Origin of the sequence: Saccharospirillum sp. (assembly GCF_039982735.1) — a bacterium.
Classification (GTDB): domain Bacteria; phylum Pseudomonadota; class Gammaproteobacteria; order Pseudomonadales; family Natronospirillaceae; genus Saccharospirillum.
In genome coordinates, this window is the sequence record NZ_JBDWXV010000023.1 from 114,927 (window position 1) to 135,577 (window position 20,651).

Here is a 20,651-nt window from a genome sequence, read left to right on the forward strand (position 1 = left end):
TATTGTTGTCTGTTTTGGCCTGTTCAGTACCAGAGCCTACCCGATTTCGATCAATTGTTCAGCATGGCACGGAGGTTGGCGAAGGTCTCTTTACTGTTCACTTTGTCGGCGGTGTTGCCGGCATCGCGCCCTTCCCAACTGACGTCATCGGCGGGCAGCTCATCCAGAAAGCGGCTGGGCGTGCAGTCGATGATCTCGCCAAACTGCTTGCGCCGGGCAGCAAAGGTGAGTGCCAGGGTGCGCTGGGCGCGGGTAATGCCGACGTACATCAGGCGACGTTCTTCTTCGATATCACCGTTTTCAATGCTGTTGCGGTGTGGCAGCAGCTCTTCTTCCAGACCCATGATGAATACATGTGGAAATTCGAGGCCCTTGGAGGCGTGCAATGTCATCAGTTGCACCGCATCGGTTTCGTCTTCCTGCTCCTGACGGTCGAGGATGTCGCGCAGTACCAGTTTGCCGATGGCATCCTGGATTTGCAGGTCCGACTCTTCCTCTTCATCGCCGCGCTCAAGCATCGATTTCAGGCTGTCGATCAGAATGTAAACGTTGGCCAGCCGCTTTTCGGCCTGCAGGTCGGAGACACTGTCCTGGCGCAGCCAGGCTTCGTAATTGATGTCGGTCACCACCTCACGAATCACCATCACCGGGTCGGCCTCGGTGTGCAGTTTGTGAATGATGCGACCCAGCCAGTCGGAAAACCGATGCAACCGCTCGGCAGCCTTGGCTGGCAGCAGTTGCTGTAAGCCCAGTTCCTGGCAGGCGGCACTCAAGCTGACTTTGCGATGACTGGCGTATTCGGTGAGTTTTTCCAGCGTTGCCGGGCCTATTTCGCGACGCGGCGTGTTGATGATGCGCAGGAAGGCGGCATCGTCGTCCGGGTTCACCAGCAGGCGCAGGTAACTCATGATGTCTTTGATCTCGGCCTTGGCGAAAAAGGAGGTGCCGCCGTTGATCTTGTACGGAATGCGGTTCTGTTGCAGTTTGATTTCCAGAATGCGCGCCTGGTGGTTGCCGCGATAGAGCACGGCAAAATCGCGGTACTCGCCGCGCCGGATTAAATGCTGGTGCAAGATTTCGTTGGCAATGCGCTCGGCTTCAGCTTCATCGTTCGGCGTGCGAATGATGCGAATCGGATCGCCAAAGCCCATTTCGCTCCACAGCGTTTTCTTGAACACGTGCGGGTTGTTGTCGATAACGGTGTTGGCCGCCTTCAGAATCAATCCGGTGGAGCGGTAATTCTGTTCGAGTTTGACGATTTTCAAATGCGGATAGTCGGTCTGTAACTGCACCAGGTTTTCCGGACGGGCACCGCGCCAGCTGTAGATCGACTGGTCGTCATCACCTACAACCGTAAACCGCGGCTGATCCCCCACCAGCAGTTTCACCAGCAGGTATTGGGAGGAGTTGGTGTCCTGGTATTCATCGACCAGCAGGTAGCGAATCTTGCGCTGCCATTTGGCCAGTACCTCGGGGTTTCTCATGAACAGGAGTGCTGGCAGCCGGATCAAATCGTCAAAATCGACGGCGTTGTAGGCGCTGAGCATTCGGTTGTATTGTTCATAAATCTCGACGGCCAGGGCGTCGCGGGCTTCATCCATCTTGCCGCGCAAGTCGGCCGGTTCGGTCAGGTCGTTTTTCCAGCGGCTGATCAGGTTGCGAAAGTGGTCGATTTCATCGACGGCGTTGGGCACTTCACGCAACAGTATGTCTTTGATCAGCGCTTTGGAGTCGTGATCATCGAACAGAGTGAAGCCGCTTTTGAGATTAATGTGGCTGGCTTCCTTGCGCAGGATGTTCAGCCCCAGGTTGTGGAAGGTTGACACGATCAGCCCGCGCGCGGCCTTGCCCTTGATCAGCTTGCCCACCCGCTCCTTCATTTCCCGCGCGGCCTTGTTGGTAAAGGTCACGGCCGCAATGGTGTGCGCCTTGTAGCCACATTCATTGACCAGATAGGCGATTTTCCGGGTAATAACCGAGGTTTTGCCACTGCCCGCCCCGGCCAGCACCAGCATCGGACCGCTGATGTACTTAACAGACTCTTCTTGTCTGGGGTTGAGCTGTGCCATTGGGCCGGGTGTCCTGTCGGGGGGCTAAGACGAGCCGGCGCAGTGTACCAGCACGCCGGTGGCGACCCAAGCAAGGAACAGTGGTCAGCCCGGGAACCTGCTCTCAAAAGGTGGCATACACGCCGGGCCCCGGTGATCCTGAACTGACCGTTTACATCAGTTGGGTAACCAGCACCCCACCGACGATCAGAATCAGCGCAATAATGCCCATGGTAACTAGGCCGGAGCGTTCGTTGTCGGCTCGGGTCGGGGCTTTCCGGGAGGATTTTTTCGGGTCGTTGCCATCGATGATCTCATCGGGCTGATTCATTCTCTCCAGTGTGTCAATCAGTGCGTTGAAGTGCTGGGTGTCAAACTGATAAGGGTTGAAGGTCTTGAAACCGAATTTGGCCAGTAATAAGTTGATTGAGTCGTTAATGGCGGTGTATTTCATCGACCAGTCTTCAAACCGACGAACCTGAACCGGCTTTTCCGAAACGATTTTTACATCGGTATGGCGGTCATCACGGTGCAACCGTTCGAGCAGCTTGTGCACGGCAGCCTTGTCGCCCTCCAGGCATTGAAAAAAATGTCCGTCGCCGTAGAACAGGACGCCACCCACATCAACTTTCGCGTTGTTGATTCTGGACGACTGCAGTATCCGCGCGACGTTCGGCTCAATACCCTGAACGGCGGACGTGGGTTTGAAGGTGGCGCGACTGATGTACATCAGCTGGATCAGGTTGCTCATAATGTTACTCTTGAATTCAGCGGTTAATGGGTGCAAAAGCAGACACCGGAGTGTCAATGTCACCGTCAGGGGTAACCCGTCTGCGTTTCGCAGCTTGTTTACGGCCATGACTAGGTTTTGTATCACTTTTGAACCTGACTGGGCACACATTCAAGTAGGCGTGGTATTGACCCCCCCAGTCGGACAGGTCAGGCTTTGGGACTCAATAACCCCATCACTGGCCGCCTGATGAAACCAACTGAATCGGACACCCGCCCACACGCTGATAACACGGCCGATAAACGACCAGCCGGTACCGGGCGCATCGTCCTCACTGCCGGGCTTTGGCTGGTATCGGTCGGGTTCTGGATGTGGGCGGGTGTGCAACTCGGTCATTTGATTGGGGAACACTGGTTTTAGCCATAGACAATCCGCCCAGCGCTGACTATGGTTTTTTTAGTGTGACCCTGGTTTATAGCGACAGTTCAGGAACTGCCGCAATGGGGGGTTGAACCAAGGCGTGGAGCGCTTGTTTTTTCCCTGAATTATCGGTTCAATCTGCGCGGCCAGCGTTTGCCAGATTTTGAACTCCACCCATTACTAAGGATCATCTATGGACCGTTATGCGGTATTGGGCCATCCGATCAAGCACAGCCTGTCTCCGGTTATTCACACCGCCTTTGCCCGGCAAACCGGAGAAGCGCTGGAATATGAAGCCATTGAATTGCCGGTCACGAGTTTTGAAACTCGGGTCTGGCAAATGTTTCGCGATGGCTATCGCGGTTTCAACATTACCGCGCCGTTCAAGCAGGATGCCCATGATTTCGCCGATGATCTGACCGAACGGGCCAAGCGGGCCCGGGCCGTCAACACCCTGGTCAAACAGGCTGATGGTCGCATTCTGGGCGATACCACCGATGGCGAAGGCCTGGTCTTCGATCTTGAAACCCTGCTGAACTGGCGTATTGCCGATCGCAACGTCCTGATTCTGGGGGCTGGCGGTGCGGTGCGGGGTGTGCTGGAAACGCTGTTGTCGCGTAACCCGGCCAACCTGGTGCTGGCCAACCGTACCCTGGCCAAGGCCGAAGAGCTGACGGACGATTTTCCGGAAATATCTCCCAGCGCGTTCGATGAACTCAGTGGCCGCTTCGATCTGGTGATCAACGGCACCTCGGCAGGCTTGTCCGGCAATTTACCGCCCTTGCCGGATGGCCTGTTTACGCCCGATACCCACTGCTACGACATGATTTACAGCAAGAATGAGACAGCATTCAACCGCTGGGCGCGTGAGCAGGGCGCGGGCCAGTGCGCCGATGGCCTCGGCATGCTGGTCGGCCAGGCTGCCGTCAGTTTTGAATTGTGGCGCGGGGTCCGCCCGGACACGGTGCCGGTATTGGAGCAACTGCGGGCAGAGCTTGCCTGACATTGCCGGGCCTGTAGCTGGCAACCGGAACTGAAAAACACTCTGCACACTCTACTTGGGTTGCGCTTCTGGCCCGGTCGGTTGAACCGGCTCGATGCGCGCCTGACGAACGGCCGACCGTCATGTCAGTATGAACCAATGACGGCAGGTAGCCGTACCTCTGGCTAATTCCTGTCTAAAGAGTGTCGAAACCTATGAGCAGCCGCTGGATACGATGGAGCTTGCCGCTGGTCGTTTTGAGCGCCGGTGTTGCCGGGGCGTTGTGGATGAATGGCTCGTCGGAACCATCAGCCGACAACACCGCTGAGGCCGAGCCACAACCGCTGGTCGATGCACCAACCGTGGCCATGGTTAGGCCGGACACCGGGCGCTGGTCACCGCAGTTGATGTTGTATCCCCGTTATCAGAGTCGACAATCGGTGGTGCTGACCAGCCCGGTAGCTGCCGATGTTGAGTCCGTTGAGGTCGCCATCGGTCAGTCGGTTGAGGCTGGGGCTGTGTTGTTGCAGCTGGACACCGATGCCTTGCAACGCCCGGTCACCCAGCTTGAAGCCCAGCGTGCGGAGCTTGCATCGCGCAGCCGACTGGAGCAAAGCCAGTATCAGAGTGACCAGGCGGCGCTGGTGATCGAACAGAATCTGGTTGCCATTGCCCAGCGCAGTGTCGATCGGCTGCAAAACCTGGCACGCCAGAACCTGAGTTCGGCTGCCGATCTGGAAGCCGCAGAGCGCACCCTGCAAAACCAGCGATTGGCGTTGCAGCAGCGGGAGCTTGCCATAGCCCGCTACGATGACGTTGAACAACAACTCGCCGCACAGCGGGATCAGCTCGACAGCCAACTGGAGCAGGCCCGCGACAACCTGAACGAAGCAACCATAACCGCCCCCTTTGCAGGCCGCATTGCCAGCCTGGAGGTTCGGCCCGGCACCGAGGCTGGCGCCGGCAGTACCTTGTTAACGCTGGTCAACGACCAGGATACCGAATGGGTTGCCTGGGTGGCTGCCTCTGTTTTGCCGGAGGTTGATGCCCTGTCTTCACTGACGGCGGTGGTAGAAACCGACGCGGGCTCTATTCCGGTCGAACTGAGACAACGGGATCCGGTCGCCGACCGGGGCAGCGTGCGTTTGTATTTTGAAACCGAAAACCAACAACCCCGGGCGACCCTGAATCGGACCTACCCACTGCGGCTCGACTTGCCCGCCGTTCAGGCGCACCGGGTTCCCGATGACAGTGTTTACGCCAACGAGTCGGTCTACCGCGTGGTCGACAACCGACTGGAGCGTGTTCGGATACGGGTGTTGGGTGAGCAATTCGATCAGGGCCGGGTCTGGCGGCTGATTGAGGCAGAGTTGAACCCCGATGACCGACTGCTGGCCACCCGTTTACAACAGGCGGCCGAGGGCCTGGCGGTTAAGGTGGCCGACCAATGAGCGGTTTGCTGCGAGCCTTTGCTCACCACAGAGTCGCCCCCAATGCGCTGATGTTCGTGGTGATTTTTTTGGGTCTGATTGCGCTCGATCGCCTCAATACCCAGTTTCTCCCCGACTTTGAACTCAAGATTGCCACGGTCAACACCGAATGGCCCGGCGCCAGCGCCGAGGACGTTCAGGACGGTGTCACCATTCCGCTCGAACAAGCCATTCTGCAATTGACCGACGTCGACCGGCTGACCACCACGACCATAGAAGGCGGGTCGTTCATGACCATTACCTTCAAGGAAGCGGTCAGTGACATCGAACAGGCGGTGGCCGAGGTTGAGAAAGCGCTGGATACGGTCTCGCTGCCCGACGGTGCCGAAGAGCCCGAAGTCACCCGTCAGGTGTTCTATGAGCCCGTCGCCGAGGTACTGCTGCATGGCGATGTAACCCTGAACGAGTTGCAATACTGGGCCGAAGCCGCGGAATCCAGCCTGCAGGCGGCGGGTATCGCCAAGGTGGATTTAAATGGCCTGCCAGACCGTGAGCTGAACCTGCGCATGACGGTGGCGGAATATTTGTCGGGCGAAGCCTCGCTGTCAGAACTCGGGCAACAGCTGGCTGCCCGGAACCTCAACGTGCCAGCCGGCATTACCGGCGAAGGACGGTTGCAGTCGCAGTTGCGGGTGCCAGCCGAAGCCAGCGACCCTGCGGCTCTGGGGCGCCAGACCCTGATCCAGGGCGATGCCATCCTGAGTCTCGACCAGCGCATGACCCTGACTGAAGACCGAGACCCGGATCAGACCCGGGTGTCCTACCAGGGTCAACCGGCCGTGAAACTCGCGCTCAGCCGCACCCGGGGGGAAGACACCCTGCGTATGGCCGAGATTCTGAATGAGTGGGTAGCCGAATTTGAACCGACGCTGCCCGCGGGCATGGAGCTGCACGTCTACAACGAAACCTACGAGTTTGTGCAGGCCCGCATCGGCATCATTGTGGATAACGGCGTCGGCGGACTGCTGGTTGTATTGGTGGTGTTGTTCCTGTTTTTAAGGCCGAAGCTTGCCTGGTGGGTCGCCGCGGGGATTCCGATCTCCTTTCTCGGTACCTTCATTTTTCTGGAATTGAGCGGCAACTCCATCAATCTGATCAGTTTGTTCGGGTTTCTGGTGGCACTGGGGGTGATTGTCGACGATGCCATCGTGGTCGGCGAAAATGCCTACAGCCGAATGGAGCAGGGAGAGGAGCCTCGCCAGGCCTCATTGCGAGCGGCGCAACAGATGTTACCGGCGGTGGTTGCCTCTTCGGTGACCACCATTGCCGCCTTTCTGCCCCTGTTGCTGGTGGGCGGTCAGGCCGGGGTGTTCACCAAGAGCGTGCCGCTGGTGGTGATCATGGCCATTGCCGCCTCACTGGTAGAATGCTTTCTGATTTTGCCCGGCCATCTGGCGCACAGCGTAGGCAAGGGCAAACTGAAGCCCCCGGGTCGGCTGCGTGCTGGCTTTGAGAGTGGGTTTGAGCGGTTTCGCCAGGGGCCCTTTCGGCGTGCGGTTACCCTGGCCGTCGCCTATCGCGGAACCACCTTCGCTTTGTCAGTCGTGGCACTGGTGCTAGCGGTATCGCTGGTGACCAGTGGCCGCGTTCAGTTCGTGTTTTTCCCGGCCATTCAGCAGCCGGCATTGCAAATGAACGTCGACTTTGCCGAAGGGACCGACCCGGCCGTGACCCGCGCCTTTCTAACGGAGATGGAATCCGCCCTGCTCGATATCGAGCAGTCGTTCGGTGTGAATCTGGTTGAAACCATCGTTATGGAAACGCACCGGGAATCCCGGGAAGACGGCGCGCTGTTCGTGCAACTGGACGACAGTACCGAGCGCCCGGTGTCCAACAGCGAAATCACCCGTCAGTGGCGGGAGCGTGTGGAGGAGCCGGCCGGGCTGGTGTCAGTCAGTTTCATTGAAAGCCAGCAGGGCCCCTCGACTGATGGTATTCAAGTTCGCCTGGTCGGCGAAGAGCTGGCGCGCTTGCAACAGGCCGCCAACTGGACCCGGCAACGACTGGGGCAAATTCCGGGGCTGATCGATATTGAAGACAACCTGCCACTGGGCGCTGAACAACTGAACCTGAACCTGACGGCTGAGGCTCTGGCACAAGGGCTGACACCACAGCAACTGGCAAGCACCCTGCGCGACTGGACCAATGGTTACCCGGTGCAAACCCTGCAAATCGAAGGCGAGGAGCGCCCGGTGCAACTGCGGTTGCTGGAATCCGAGGTCGACGCCTGGCCCCGACTGGCCCAGCTTCCCGTGCCGCTGCCGGACGGCACTCAGCGGCCTTTGTCCGCCCTGGCAGAGCCCACGTCTGAACGGGCCATTCAGCAATTGAACCGTGTAGATGGTGAATTGTCGGTGCAGGTCTCGGCCAAGCGAAACAGCTCAGACGTGAACCTGACCGAGGTAAACCGGCTGATCGACACCGAGGTGCGGGCAGAGCTGGCGGACCAGTTCAGTGATGTCAGCCTGCGCGTGGAAGGCGACCAGGAATCGCAAAACGACTTCTTCCGCGATGTTCAGATTGGTGCGGTACTTGGGCTGATGCTTATTTTTATTGCCCTCGCCTGGGTATTCGAAAGCTGGAGCTGGCCGCTGGCCGTGATGTCGACCATTCCCTTCGGGCTGACCGGCGCCATTGCCGGACACTGGATCATGGGGCTGGAACTGAGCGTGCTGAGCATCTACGGGCTGTTCGGCCTGTCGGGCATTGTGATCAACAACGCCATTGTGCTGGTCACGGTGTACCGCCAGTTGCGTGACGATGGCATGCGCATGGAGCAGGCCATCATCGAGGCCAGCGTGCGACGACTGCGTGCGGTGATCATCACCACGCTGACGACGGTTGGAGGCCTGGGCTTTCTGTTGTTTGAAACCTCGTTCGACGCCCAGTTCCTGATCCCGATGGCGGCCGGTATCGCCTTTGGCCTGATGTTCGCCACCCTGCTGATCCTGTTTTACGTGCCCGCCATGCTGATGGCCGTTGAACACGGTCGGGAGCGCTTGGGGCGCTGGAAAGACTGGTTGCTGGGGCGAGAGGTGACACTCTGATCGCGGCTGGGAAGCAGGGACAGGTAACAACTGCCAAGTCAGGTGAAACGGTTTGCCACTTTTGCCTGCCTGGCAATTCGGTGATTAGCCCGGCAGTCGCATGGGCAAAGCCAGCGCTGACTGTGAACCGAATGGCTCATTGATCGAGTGCCGCGCGCGACAGAGGGTTTCCTACGGAGTTGGGATTTGCCTCAGGGACAGGGTGAAGGTGGTGCCTTTATGCACATCACTGATGACACTGAGGTGACCTTCATGCTTTTCAACGATGGCTTTGCTGACAGACAGTCCAAGGCCCGTGCCCTCGCCAATATCTTTGGTTGTGTAAAAGGGGTCGAAAATTCGAGTTAACTCCTCTTTGGCCATGCCCTTGCCGTTGTCGGTCACCTCGATCAGTGCCTGATCTCCCTGCGCTTTGAGTTTGATGCAAACCTGCCCATGATCATGTTCAATGGCCTGGACTGCATTGATGAGCAGGTTCATTAATACCTGATAAAGTTTGGAGGGATTGGCCATAACCCAAACGGCAGCCTCCGGGACCCGTGTTTTTACGTCGGCCCGGTATTTGAGGTCACCCACGATCATCTTTTGAACGGACTGCACCAGTTCAATCAAGTTGGTGGGTGTCAGCTTTTCCTGCTCGGGATGAGCGTAAATCTTGAGGCTTTTTACGATCTCACTGATACGACCCAGACCCTCTTCTATGTCTGTCAGCATCTCTGGAAGATCGGCTTTAATGGTCTGCACCTGATCGTACGTGTCCATCAAGGTGAGAGTCGCCTGACGATCTTCCGGTGAAGCGTCGGTTTGTGCATTGCTCTCAAGTTGGGCGATGTACTGAAGCAGGCTTTGAGTATAGCTCCCCAGCACTTGAACGTTGCTGAGCACATAGCCAATCGGATTGTTGATTTCGTGAGCCATGCCCGCGGCAAGCTGTCCCAATGAGGCCATTTTTTCAGACTGCAACATCTGACTCTGGTAGGACGTCTGCATGTGCCAAGCTTCAGAATTTCTCAGTGCGTAGCGAATTCGCTGCACCAGCAGCGGGTAATTAATGGGCTTGGGAAAGAAGTCGGTTGCGCCACTCTCAAAGGCTTCGTCGATGGAGCTCAAATCGTCATTGCCCGTCATTATTATGATAGGCGTAATAATATCGTCCAGATCCCGTCGTATCTTCCGGCAGAGGTCATGGCCAGATTCTCCAGGCATCCATACATCGGTTAGCAAAAGGTGGGGTTTGTTGTTGATGAACCCCTGATAGGCTGTCTCAGCATCAGCGTATTCAATCACGTCAAAACCCGCTTGAGTCAGCATTGCACGAAGCAAGGTTCTCAGGTTGTGCTCGTCATCAACAACGGCAACAGTCAGTGGTTTGGATACCATTCAGCCTCCGCTGGATTACTCGGTATTGTTCAGAGTAGCACCACATTCTGGCGTTTTTTCCGCACGGATGAACAGTACATCGCCATCCACTTCCTGATAGTCTCTCAGTTTTGAGATGGCCTCATCGGTCAGAACATAGTCCTTTGCCAGCAACAGCAAACCGGCTGCGTTGTAAAGGTCATCGAGCAACACCATTCCAGGCTCAAGGTCGTTGGGTGTCAGTGCATGCTCACGTTCGTCAAACCGTTTGATTTCTTCAAGGTCCAGCTCACATAAACACGCCACGATATCGGGGTCGTAGTGAATGCCCATGCCTTGTTTCAGCTGGTGAACCGCTTTTTTGTAGGCGAGACTGAAATCATCGTCACTTTGTCCTGCGAATCGCCAAAAGTCCCGTGCGACGGTAACGATTCGGGACCCCAGTGGAATGACGTCGCCAACAAGGCCATGAGGGTAACCCGCACCGTTGAAGGCTTCATTCTGGCTGCCGAGAATCTGCGCCAATTCATCGAAGTGTCTGGCCGGTGACAGAATGAGCTCGGCAATTTGAGGGTGCTTTTTAAGTTCATTCTTCTCCTGAACGGTCAGGCGAGCGTGGCTTTTTTTCAAAATTTCCGGGTCGACACCGAGCAAACCCAGGTTAATCAATTGGCCCGCGAGTCGTATACGCTCGACCTGATCGTCCGGCAGCTCCATCTTCAAGGCCAGCGTGGCGGCCAATTCAGACACATTCTGGTGCAAATGGCCATCGGCAATCGGATTGACACTGACCGCATTGGTCAGCACGTTGATGGTTCCTTTAAACGCTTCTTCACTGCGGTGATACTCTGCCTGCAGCGTTCTCAAGGCTTTGCGCAACTGCTTGGTGCGAAGCGACACCTCCTGTTCGAGCGTTTCATTTTTTCGCTTGATCTCAGTCTGTAACCGATAGTTGGCCTCAATCAACTCGTGATAGCTCAGTCCTTCTTTGACTGCTGCCAGCAGCGCATCATTGTTCCATGGCTTGGAGAGGTATCGTTGAATTCTGCCGTCGTTCACGGCGGATACCGTAGAAGGCAGGTCGGAGAAACCGGTAATCAGCATTCGATAGGCGTTCGGCTGCAGTCGAAAGGTCTCTGCAAGAAATTCCGCACCGGACATGGATGGCATTCTCATGTCACTGATGACGACGCTCACCGTATTGGCCCTGACATACTCCAGCGCTCGCGCCGCCTCGCTGAACGCCTCGATACGGACGTTCAACGGGGTTAGTACGCGTCTGAGCACGCTGAGCACCTTCTCTTCATCATCAACACACAGGATGGTTGGTGTAAAATGGGCAGTTTTCGTTTCGGCCATGAGTGTTGTCATAACGGTACCCCTTGGTTCCAATCAGACAGATACTGGCTATGTATCAAATGTCTTTAATGTCGCTTTTGTCTTGCTCGGATGGTATAGTGGCCCTAATTCAAAGTAAAGGTTTATTGGAATGATCAAGACATTGTCTCCGGGTGAGATAGCTCGCCTATGCGATGTTCATCAACGTACGGTCAGCCGCTGGATCGCCAGTGGAAAACTCAAAGGTCATCAGTTGCCTGGCCGAGGTGATTATCGTGTTGTTGAGTCCGATTTCATTGCATTCGCAAAAGATCATGGAATTCCGGCTCGTTTTGATGAAAGCACCGAACCAACGATTTTGGTTATTGACGATGAAGCTCCCGTACGAAGGGCATTGCGGCGTGTTCTCAGCCAAGCCAACTACAAGGTTGTGGAAGCTGAAAACAGTTTTATTGCCGGGGCAATGCTGGAGCGCTCGAAACCGGCATTGATCACGCTTGACCTGATGATGCCGGGCATACGGTCTGAACAGGTATTTGATTTCCTGCGCAGCCAGGCGGATGTTGCGAATGTGCCGGTCGTGGTCATTTCTGCGGCACCGGAGGCGGCACTTGAAGAAGCCCGCCGTAATGGCGCTACCGCAGTTATCGCCAAACCGTTCAATAACGACGACTTGCTGGCCTGTATTTCGGGACTGATAAAGTCCAGGTAAATCCTGATTAGGAGTCGATCGATTCGTCATCGGCGATAGCGGTTTTACAGGCACTCCGGAGGATGTATGAAAGCGGACATCATCAACCCTTTCATGGAAACAGTGACTGACATCTTGCTCACGATGGCGGAGATGAATTGTCAGCGGCAATCTGTGTTTTTGAAGCATCAGGCGAATACGCCGGGTGATATCGTTGCCGTGATGCCGTTGCAGGGTGACAGTTTTCGGGGGGCTTTCGTGCTCGCGCTAGAGGCCAGTACAGCCTGTAATATCGGCGAGAAACTGCTTCGGGAACCGATGACGTTCCCCAGTGATGCGTGTCTGGATATGACGGGCGAGCTTGCCAATATGGTGTCAGGTGGGGCCAGAAAGCGGTTATGGCAACAAGGGTATGACTTTGAGATGAGTCAGCCTACGATCGAATTAAGTCAGAGTTTTAAAGGCATGCCTCTGAACTCAACCCTGGTTATTCCATTTAAAACGCCGGCAGGGTCTTTGTGGGTTGAGGTGTGGTTGAAGTCGATTTTGCCCCAGGCCCAGCTTTCATTTGGCAAGATAAACCGTGTTAGCTGATGGGTCCTAGTCACGGTTGTTTTACACTGATTCAATCTGAGCCAGGCGCTCCGTCAATTGAGAGGCCGTCAGAGGGGATACCAGTAAAGACTGACCACCGGCTTTGATGAAGGCATAGGCCGACGTCGTCTGATCCGCTGATACCGCGGCTATAAAATTTGGTTTGTTTGCCAAAGACTGCTGCCATGAGGCGATTGCATTTATGTGTTGGTCGTAAGGTGGCTGCCAACGAATAACGACAGCAACGCACCCCTCAGGCATGGGTTCGCCCGGTTGGACTTCACGGGTCGCCAGCATCTGGTGTTGGGCAGCCAGAACGATTTGTTCCCGGTCACGGTCATCAAATCCGTAGTGGGCGATGTAACGCGGCTGAGATTCCACTGCAGATTGCAGGCACTTAACAGGTATTTCGAACCAGAACAGAGACCCCTCACCCGGTTCACTCGACAGACCTATCGTTCCCCCCATTCGAGTAACAAGTTCCTTGCAAATACTGAGTCCAAGGCCGGTGCCACCAAAGCGACGGTTTATTGCGCTATCCAATTGAGTAAACCCTTGAAACAGCAGGGGTTGCTGGTGGGACTCAATGCCAATGCCGCTGTCTTTAACGTCTATTCGCAGGTATCCCTGGTTGTCGGTTGAGGGTATTGATCGCCAGTAGGCCGACAACCGAACCTCGCCACGGTCGGTAAACTTAATGGCGTTGCTGACCAGGTTCATAATGACCTGCCGAAGTCGAACCCGATCACTTTCAATCCAGTGAGGAAGACCGGGTTCCATTGACAGGTGGAAGTTGATCGGTTTTTCCTTAATGTCAGCTCGCGCAACGGTGTTGAGATCCTCGAGTAAGGTTGTCAGCGACATGGGCTCTGTTGATATCGCTAGCTTATCGGTTTCAATGCTGCTCATGTCCAGAATGTCACTTACGATGACCTGTAAGTGGTTGGCTGAGTCACGAGCGGCGGTCGCATAGCCTAGTGCTCTTTTTTCAAGGGGTTCTTCCGTCAGGATGTTCAACATACCCAAAATGCCATTCAACGGGGTACGTATTTCATGACTCATCATCGCGACAAAAGCAGATTTTGCCTTGCTGGCGGCCTTGGCTTGCTCGGCCGTCTCTCTAAGCTGTTGCGCCATTTGAGACAGGGCGGTTACCTGGCGTTGCTCCTTGATCAGGCTGCGTACCAGCAAAAAAATCAACAGCATGGTCGCTGAAATCAGTAGAAGGACAGACACGGACAGCCAGAACATGGTGTCGAGTAACTCATTGCGGCTGGTCGTAGAATCTTTGGAGCGAACTGTTATAACCTGGTTAATGAAGTCATTCGACAGAGCGGTCAGTTTGTCCGTGTGTTCGGAAAAACGGGAAAAATCTTCCGTCGGTTGTGAAAAATAGTCGTAGACGTCCTGTTCCAGTTCCTTCAGCGCTGCGCCAAACTCCGCCAAAAGCTGAGTCTGCCTTGAATCCTGCTCTATCAGTTGCTTTAACTCACCGTTATCCAGTGTTATGAAACGGCTGTATAAAATTTCAAAGCGTAATTCAAGTTCATCAAGGTCGTATGCTGACTCAATGGTGGCTTCGGCGAGAAACAGACTCCATCGTTTGGTTTCCCGTTCCAGTTGCATGCTGGCCCAAAGGAGGTTTTCGCGTACGGTACTGACCAATACTTGCTGGCGTTGAGACGCTTGCCAGTAGAGGTAACCTGCCGACAACAGCAATGCCAGGCACGTTGCCAGTAGCAGCCCCAGTCCCCAGTAGCGGGGGCGCACGAGGTGTGGTGTGTTGTCAGCAGGCATGGTCATGGTTAGCGCACGTCGATCCGGTTAACCTGCCAGACCGAGCGGTTGTGGTACAGCTCGCTGTTAAGTTCCGGTTCGTCAGTAAAGGGGTAGATGACAAATAAGGGTCCGCGATCCCGAATGCGCAGTTGTTGATCGTTCATGCTCATGGCGAGTACCACGCCAAACTGCGATAAATCGGACGTCGGCATTTCTGAGCTGTAGTCGTTAAGCGCGGTAAGCAGCAGCGTGTCTCCGTCGGCACCCAGAACCTCCATTAACGCGGCTCCGAGTGGGCCCTGATAGCGATTAAGCCCATCGGCCCATGGGTTTCTGGTGAGGATGGTACCCTGCTCCAGAGCCATCAGCATGGCCCGGTCAAATTCCGCCACATCACCATTGTTGGTGTGCTCGATGTTTCCACTGACCGTCAGTATGACGGGCCCGGATGGTGCTGGCAAAGTGTCAGCAAAGGCCGTTAAGCTTGAAAGCATCAGTAAGGTTGTGGATATAAACCCGATCAGTTTCTTCATTGAAGTGAGCTCCTATTGAGCAACAGGTGTGCCTAAAGCACGTTCAGCAAGGCCTGTGTCCAGGCGCGCGCATGTAAATACAGATGGTTAAGTCGGGCGATCATGCCCCGATTCTGGGGTGACAACTCAGCTGCTTCATAGGCTTCTGCCAGACGCAGCAGCTTGCCATAAGCTCCCTGGCGATGCCTCAGTGCCAGGTTAATCTCGTCACTGACGCTCAGTTGCTGCAACATGTCATTCGTTGATATACCGAGCATGTCGGGCAGGTGAGACAGCAACCCCACACTGAATGCGGTTTCAACGTCGAGTGTTGAATCAGACTGGCTTACCGCCCTGCAAAAAGCGGCGCGGGTAAGGATATCGGGCAGTAACAATCCGCTGCAGCCGCCCATGTCAGTAATCAGTAGGCTGGCCATTAACGTCTTGATGTCGGCCAGGCCCAATCGCATCAGTGCTTCAGACACATTCCTGATCTGACGAACCCGGGCTATACCGGCTGAATTGGTTCGTTTTAGGAGCAAGAGGGTGGCTTGCGGCAGTTGCGTTAGCAATGACGTGACTTTCTGAACGTCGGGCTCTGCTTGGTGTAACTCCTGCAAAATGCGCAACAAGATTTGCCGGTTGGCATTGCCCTGTTGGCTCATTTTATTCAAGGTGGTTGGCGCTGAGTAGAAAAAGCCCTGAAACCGATCGAAGCCGGCGTTGCGACAGCGATCAAACTGATCGAGGTCGGTGACCCGATGGGCAATAAAGGTCAGGTTTGGGAAATGTTTTTTCAGTGCTGCCAGGCGTGTTTCTTCGTGCTCGACGATTGCAGCAGGTACTTTGACGGCGTCAAAGACGCTGATGTCGTCATTCAAAGGCCAGTGCTCGCACGACAGGCAGAGCCGATAACCCGCCAAAACCAGCTGGTTCAGCAGCCTGGGTTCTGGCTGGTCGGATGCGTTTATCTCCAGGATTAACTGTGCATCTGCCGTTGGCAGTAAGTCTGAATCCGTTAGCCAGGCCAGGGGTGCCTTTATCAGCAAGTCCCGGTCACCCACCAATTGTGTAATCCCAATCTCGTAGATAGCCAGCAAGACCGCGCTGGCGGTAGCATGAGTCGGGTCAATGATCACGGCTTGTTGAGCGGTTGCAGAGTGCCGGTACAAAAGCGCATCCGCACGGTGACGGAAGTCCCGGTCACAAATCGGCTGCAGGGCAATGTGGGCCGGCGGTTGAACGGGGCGGCCTTGCAATTGACGGTTGGTTGTCATGTGTCATTGCCCCCCAGGTATGTGCTAAGCCGTTTCAACGTGTCGAGGTAAAGGGTGTTGAACGCTCCCCAGGCCTGTCGTGCAGATTCAGCATCCGAATCTCTGGCAGCTCTCTCCAACTGGTAGGCCGCGTCACCCAGAGAGCCGGCACCGAACGTCCGCAACATACCTTTTAGGCTGTGCGCCTGGCGTTGCAGAGCGTGCCAGTCCCCTTGTTCATAGGCCTTTTCCAGAGTCGAATAGGTTGCTGGAAGCTCCTCTACAAAGGGTTTCAAAATGGTAAGCAGAATGGGTTCGTCACCACCGACCATGAGTAATGCCTGTTTCCAGTTGACGAGGTTATCGCCCGCTGTTTTGATCACCGTTGACGGTTGTGCCTCGACGGACCGGGGTAGGCCGGGTTCACGAAATGTCGGAATGTAGCGCTTTACCACAGACTTCAGCTGGTCCGGCCGGTAGGGCTTGGACAAATAGTCATCCATGTTGGCATCACGGCACTTGGCCGGGTCGTTAAACAGGGCATTGGCTGTCAGCGCGATAATGGGAACCGGATTGAGGCCCCGAGCTTCCTCGTAGGCGCGAATGTGTTCTGTGGTTTCGTAACCATCCATATCGGGCATCATAATGTCCATAAACACCAGATCGACGGTGTATTGCTTTATTGCTGCCAGAGCCAGCTCGCCCGATTCAGCGGTAATCACTTTGACACCGAGCTTTTCCAGCTGGATCTGTGTCATCTGGAGATTCAGGTCCGTATCATCAACCACAAGGATGGTGGGGGAGTTCGACACGGCGTCGACCGGGGCGGAAAAAGTGAGCGCCTGGTAAACCTCTTGTGCTGACGCAGGCATCGTCATGGATCGATACGTTGAATGAGTCTGGTGGCTTTGGTCGTTCAGCCATAAAATGGAGTCCGAGGCGGTTTGGACCGACCATGCCAATTGCGCCACGATTTGCTCCAGTGTTTGCTCGGCGCCAATACCCGTCAAACCTGCAGAAATCAGCACCCAGTCTGGCGCAACTTCCCGTTGCCGCAAATGAAACAGAGCTTCGGGACCGGTGCGGACCCAGGTAACGGAAGCGCCAAGATTAACCAGAATGTTCACCAGGCTGCTGGTACGACGCTGATCATCATCGATCACCAGCACCCACTGCTGGTGCATCACCTTGTTGTCGCTTTTCACCTCTGGCTCTGGCGCGGGTTGATAAGGAACTCGGAGCTTGAAAACCGACCCTTGGCCAGGTTCACTGCTCACCGCAATATGGCCATCCATCAGATCGGATAATTGTTTGACAATGTTCAGCCCCAGGCCAACACCACCGTCTTTGAATTGATCGTGATGGCGTGACTGGGTGTAAGGGTCAAACAACAGCGGTAGTTGTGATGCTTCAATACCCGCTCCACTGTCGCTTACCTCGATGACCAGTTCATGGGGCTGTTTGCCTGGCATTACCGCCAGCTCTATCCCTCCATGCTCGGTATATTTGAACGCATTACTCATCAGGTTGTGAACAATTTGAGACAACCGTTCCGAATCCAGCTCTATGTTCGCTGGCAAGGCGTCGGCCAAATACAACCGGAAAGACAATTGCTTGGAATACAGTTTACCTCGCCAGAACTCGACCAGGTCGCCGACCCAGTCAAGCAGATCGGTTGTCTTAGGTACCAGCACCAGCCGATTGGCCTGCAATCTGGAAAAATCCAGAATCTGACTGATCAATCGGTTCAGTTGGCTTGCATCATGACGCACTGTGGGCAGTCGTGCGTGCCAGTCATAATCCGGTTGCTCGGCCAGCTCCAGAAAACTCATGATCGAATTCAGGGGCGCCCGCAAGTCATGGCTGACTGCAGAGAGCATCCAACTGCCAAAGGACGCGCGTTGCTCGGCAATGGCCAGGCGCCCTCTCAATAACCACTGGTGTCGCAGACCATCCCAGTGTGCCAACAGAGTGCCTTCAGGTTGATCAGTGGCTCCTTCACACAATAGCCATCCGGCTTCCATCAGTGGCCAGGCTGTCACAGACTGATCAATGATGAGCGGTAGCGTCTGTTTGGCTGGATCGGGTAATTGATATCGGGTCTGCGGTGTCGGGTTGTCACAATGGTCTGCCCAGTCATTCAACGGTAGCCAAGAACAGGCCTGGCTTTGGGTGACGCGACACCAAAACTCAGTCGCCTCTACCGCCCACTGGTTAAATGGGACAGACCGGTTAAGTAGTGTGAGCAGCTCTTCGTTTAAGGCCGTCATATGGATACCGTCCTGCTTTTGCGAGACTGAGCAAAGGCGATGGCCTCTTCTAATGGCAGCGCTTTGGCGTAGTAAAAGCCTTGTTGTAAATCGATTCCGAGGGCATCCAGGTAATCGCGCTGGCGCACAGACTCGATTCCTTCGGCAACGGTGGTTAAATTCAACCCTCGGGCCAGGGTGACCATGGCCTGAATAATGGCTCTGACCTTGGGGTTGAGGGTGATATCGATGATGAACGCGCGATCAATTTTCAGGGTTGTCAGTGGGAACTGCAGCAGATACTCCATGGAGGAATAACCGATGCCAAAATCATCTATGGCCAGGTGAAAGCCTGCCTGTCGCAACGCTTTCAGCTTTAACAGTGTGGCGTGTGGGTCGGCCATGGCGGTGCCTTCCGTAATTTCAAACTCAAAATCTTCGGCATTCAGGCCAGAGTTGTTCAGCGTGGACAAAATAAAGGGTACCAGTTGATCGTCCGCAAACTGCTGAGCGGCCAGGTTGATCCCGAGCCGCACGGTTAATCCGGCCTCTTTAAGAGCCCTGGCTTTTTTGAAAGCCAGTTCAATGATCAGCTTGCCAAGTTGTACCATGAGCCCCATCCGTTCAATGGCGGGTAGAAATTCAGCCGGTGAGTGATGGCTAATCTGGCCATTGTCATCAATCCAACGCACCAGTGCTTCGAACCCGCAAACGGTTTCATGCCCGTCTATCGACAGCTGGGGTTGCAGGTACAGATCAAATTGGCCGGCTTGCAAAGCGCGTTTGACTTCGCTTTCCAGGTGCATCTCCCGACGGATTTCATCCGGCTCAGAGTCTTCAAGCCAATACACCCCTTTGCCCGGATTGGACTCTGCCTGATGCAATCCCAGCCGTGAGCGCTGGTAATGATAATCGGCGCTCAGGTCAGCCTTGGTTAGGGTCATGGCGCTGCATAAGCTGTTTGGGGTCAGAATTTCGTTGTCGATGTGCCGGTCTGTTTCACTGAGTTGTACGAGTGCGCTGAGATGCTCCTCCATAGCCTGTTCAGTCTTGAAACGACCCAGAACCGAAAACCGGCCCTCGTTAATATAGAAAATCTCTACCTGCCCCTGGAGTGGACGAAGGTATCGCTTGAAGTCGTTGGCAATGTGTTTGATCAGTTCGTTGACCCTTTTCTGGCCAAAGACGGAAACCTGTCTGCCATAGCCTGAAAGGCTGACCTGGGCGAGGATGGAAAGGGGACCTCCGGATTTCATGGACTGAAGGTGTTCGCCAACCTGTTGCAGCAACATTCGCTCGTTTGGCAGACCGGTCATGTCATCGTGTAAGCGCAGATAAGTCAGTAGATCATCCGTGCTTCGATGTTCAGTGATGTCCTGAAATGCCCCATGCATGACCAGCCCGTCGGCGTCTTCCATGCTGCAGCTGAAGCGAATAATGCGCTGGCCTGCTTCAGGCAGATTCACGCGCAACTCCAAGTCTGCCTCTCTTTTTTCTGACAACACCACTTCCATTCGTATGCGGTCTTCCGGGTGAAGCAGGTCCAGAATTTTATGTTGTGCATACTCACCGTCTTCCAGATGCAAGAGTGATTTGGACAGGGCGTTTAGCAGGAAAGTCTGGGTACCAAAGTGGTAGCCGAGATACCCCATACGAGCAAATTGACTGGCACGACTCTGGAAATGAAGGGATTTTCGCAGCGTAAGTTCATTGTCTCGATTACGCAGGGCGTAACGAACGCGTTGTACCAGGAGAGGGAGATTGATGGGTTTGGTTAAAAAGTCCGTGGCGCCCAGCTCGAACGCGTGACTGATTGAGGCGACGTCATCTGCGCCGGTTAGCATGATGATGGGCGTGGTGCGGTCGGCACGCGCTTCCCGGATGGCCGCGCACACTTCAAACCCGTCAATTCCCGGCAGGTTTACATCGAGTAATACCAAATCTGGCTGATGATCGTGATGGATGTCGAGCCCGACTTCACCTGAGGTGGCTACCCGTGTCTCGAAACCCTGTTTGTTCAGGGCATGGCAAATGAGCTGTGATATGGCTGGCTCATCTTCAATGACCAGCAGGAGCGGTCGATTTTCAAGTGACATTGAGGCTCCTGGTTTGAGAAGTAAACATTGATTAGGAATTATAGGACAATAAAGACAAAA

The 20,651-nt window shown here is 55.1% G+C and carries 15 protein-coding genes; 6 read left to right on the forward strand and 9 right to left on the reverse strand.

The features are described 5' to 3' along the window. Positions 1–50: 50 nt before the first annotated feature. The gene (gene rep, locus ABJT94_RS19470) at positions 51–2,069 is read right to left on the reverse strand and encodes a DNA helicase Rep (RefSeq protein ID WP_348474970.1); all 2,019 of its coding nucleotides are present in this window, start codon (positions 2,067–2,069) and stop codon (positions 51–53) included. 151 nt (positions 2,070–2,220) lie between these two features. Further along, complete coding sequence (locus ABJT94_RS19475) at positions 2,221–2,799, reverse strand: BLUF domain-containing protein (RefSeq protein ID WP_348474971.1); 579 nt, start codon at positions 2,797–2,799, stop codon at positions 2,221–2,223. 228 nt (positions 2,800–3,027) lie between these two features. Between ABJT94_RS19475 and ABJT94_RS19480 the strand changes: the two genes are divergently transcribed. From ABJT94_RS19480 to ABJT94_RS19495, 4 genes are all read left to right on the forward strand, one after another. Then, complete coding sequence (locus tag ABJT94_RS19480; RefSeq protein ID WP_348474972.1) at positions 3,028–3,198, forward strand: hypothetical protein; 171 nt, start codon at positions 3,028–3,030, stop codon at positions 3,196–3,198. Between the two features lie 193 nt (positions 3,199–3,391). Next, positions 3,392–4,201 (forward strand): shikimate dehydrogenase, encoded by an 810-nt coding sequence (gene aroE, locus ABJT94_RS19485; protein ID WP_348474973.1) that lies wholly within the window; start codon positions 3,392–3,394, stop codon positions 4,199–4,201. Between the two features lie 194 nt (positions 4,202–4,395). Then, entirely contained in the window at positions 4,396–5,631 is a 1,236-nt protein-coding gene (locus ABJT94_RS19490) for a biotin/lipoyl-binding protein (RefSeq protein WP_348474974.1), read from the forward strand. After that, positions 5,628–8,717: an efflux RND transporter permease subunit gene (locus ABJT94_RS19495; RefSeq protein ID WP_348474975.1), complete on the forward strand. Its 3,090-nt coding sequence runs from the start codon at positions 5,628–5,630 to the stop codon at positions 8,715–8,717. The genes ABJT94_RS19490 and ABJT94_RS19495 overlap by 4 nt, the downstream gene beginning before the upstream one ends. Before the next feature lie 171 nt (positions 8,718–8,888). On the opposite strand, the gene ABJT94_RS19500 is transcribed toward ABJT94_RS19495, so the two are convergent. Beyond that, positions 8,889–10,097, reverse strand: a complete 1,209-nt coding sequence (locus tag ABJT94_RS19500; RefSeq protein ID WP_348474976.1) for an ATP-binding protein — start codon at positions 10,095–10,097, stop codon at positions 8,889–8,891. Between the two features lie 15 nt (positions 10,098–10,112). After that, positions 10,113–11,447 carry an HD domain-containing phosphohydrolase gene (locus ABJT94_RS19505; RefSeq protein ID WP_348474977.1) on the reverse strand — a complete coding sequence of 445 codons (1,335 nt, stop codon included), beginning with the start codon at positions 11,445–11,447 and terminating at the stop codon, positions 10,113–10,115. A gap of 118 nt (positions 11,448–11,565) precedes the next feature. On the opposite strand from ABJT94_RS19505, the gene ABJT94_RS19510 reads away from it, so the two are divergent. Then, positions 11,566–12,126 carry a response regulator gene (locus ABJT94_RS19510; RefSeq protein WP_348474978.1) on the forward strand — a complete coding sequence of 187 codons (561 nt, stop codon included), beginning with the start codon at positions 11,566–11,568 and terminating at the stop codon, positions 12,124–12,126. A 66-nt stretch (positions 12,127–12,192) separates the two neighbouring features. Then, on the forward strand, positions 12,193–12,699 hold the full coding sequence (locus ABJT94_RS19515) for a chemotaxis protein CheX (protein WP_348474979.1): 507 nt from the start codon (positions 12,193–12,195) through the stop codon (positions 12,697–12,699). 21 nt (positions 12,700–12,720) lie between these two features. Here ABJT94_RS19515 and ABJT94_RS19520 read toward each other — a convergent pair whose 3' ends face one another. The 5 genes from ABJT94_RS19520 to ABJT94_RS19540 are packed head-to-tail and all read right to left on the reverse strand — an operon-like array spanning position 12,721 to position 20,591. Further along, entirely contained in the window at positions 12,721–14,502 is a 1,782-nt protein-coding gene (locus tag ABJT94_RS19520; RefSeq protein WP_348474980.1) for an ATP-binding protein, read from the reverse strand. A 2-nt stretch (positions 14,503–14,504) separates the two neighbouring features. Next, a complete protein-coding gene (locus tag ABJT94_RS19525) occupies positions 14,505–15,011 on the reverse strand; it encodes a hypothetical protein (protein WP_348474981.1) in 507 nt (168 codons plus the stop codon). A 32-nt stretch (positions 15,012–15,043) separates the two neighbouring features. Then, on the reverse strand, positions 15,044–16,267 hold the full coding sequence (locus ABJT94_RS19530; RefSeq protein ID WP_348474982.1) for an HDOD domain-containing protein: 1,224 nt from the start codon (positions 16,265–16,267) through the stop codon (positions 15,044–15,046). Continuing rightward, positions 16,264–18,516 (reverse strand): response regulator, encoded by a 2,253-nt coding sequence (locus tag ABJT94_RS19535; protein WP_348474983.1) that lies wholly within the window; start codon positions 18,514–18,516, stop codon positions 16,264–16,266. The genes ABJT94_RS19530 and ABJT94_RS19535 overlap by 4 nt, the downstream gene beginning before the upstream one ends. Then, complete coding sequence (locus tag ABJT94_RS19540) at positions 18,513–20,591, reverse strand: EAL domain-containing protein (RefSeq protein WP_348474984.1); 2,079 nt, start codon at positions 20,589–20,591, stop codon at positions 18,513–18,515. Before ABJT94_RS19540 ends, ABJT94_RS19535 begins: the two co-directional genes overlap by 4 nt. Between the last annotated feature and the right edge of the window lie 60 nt (positions 20,592–20,651).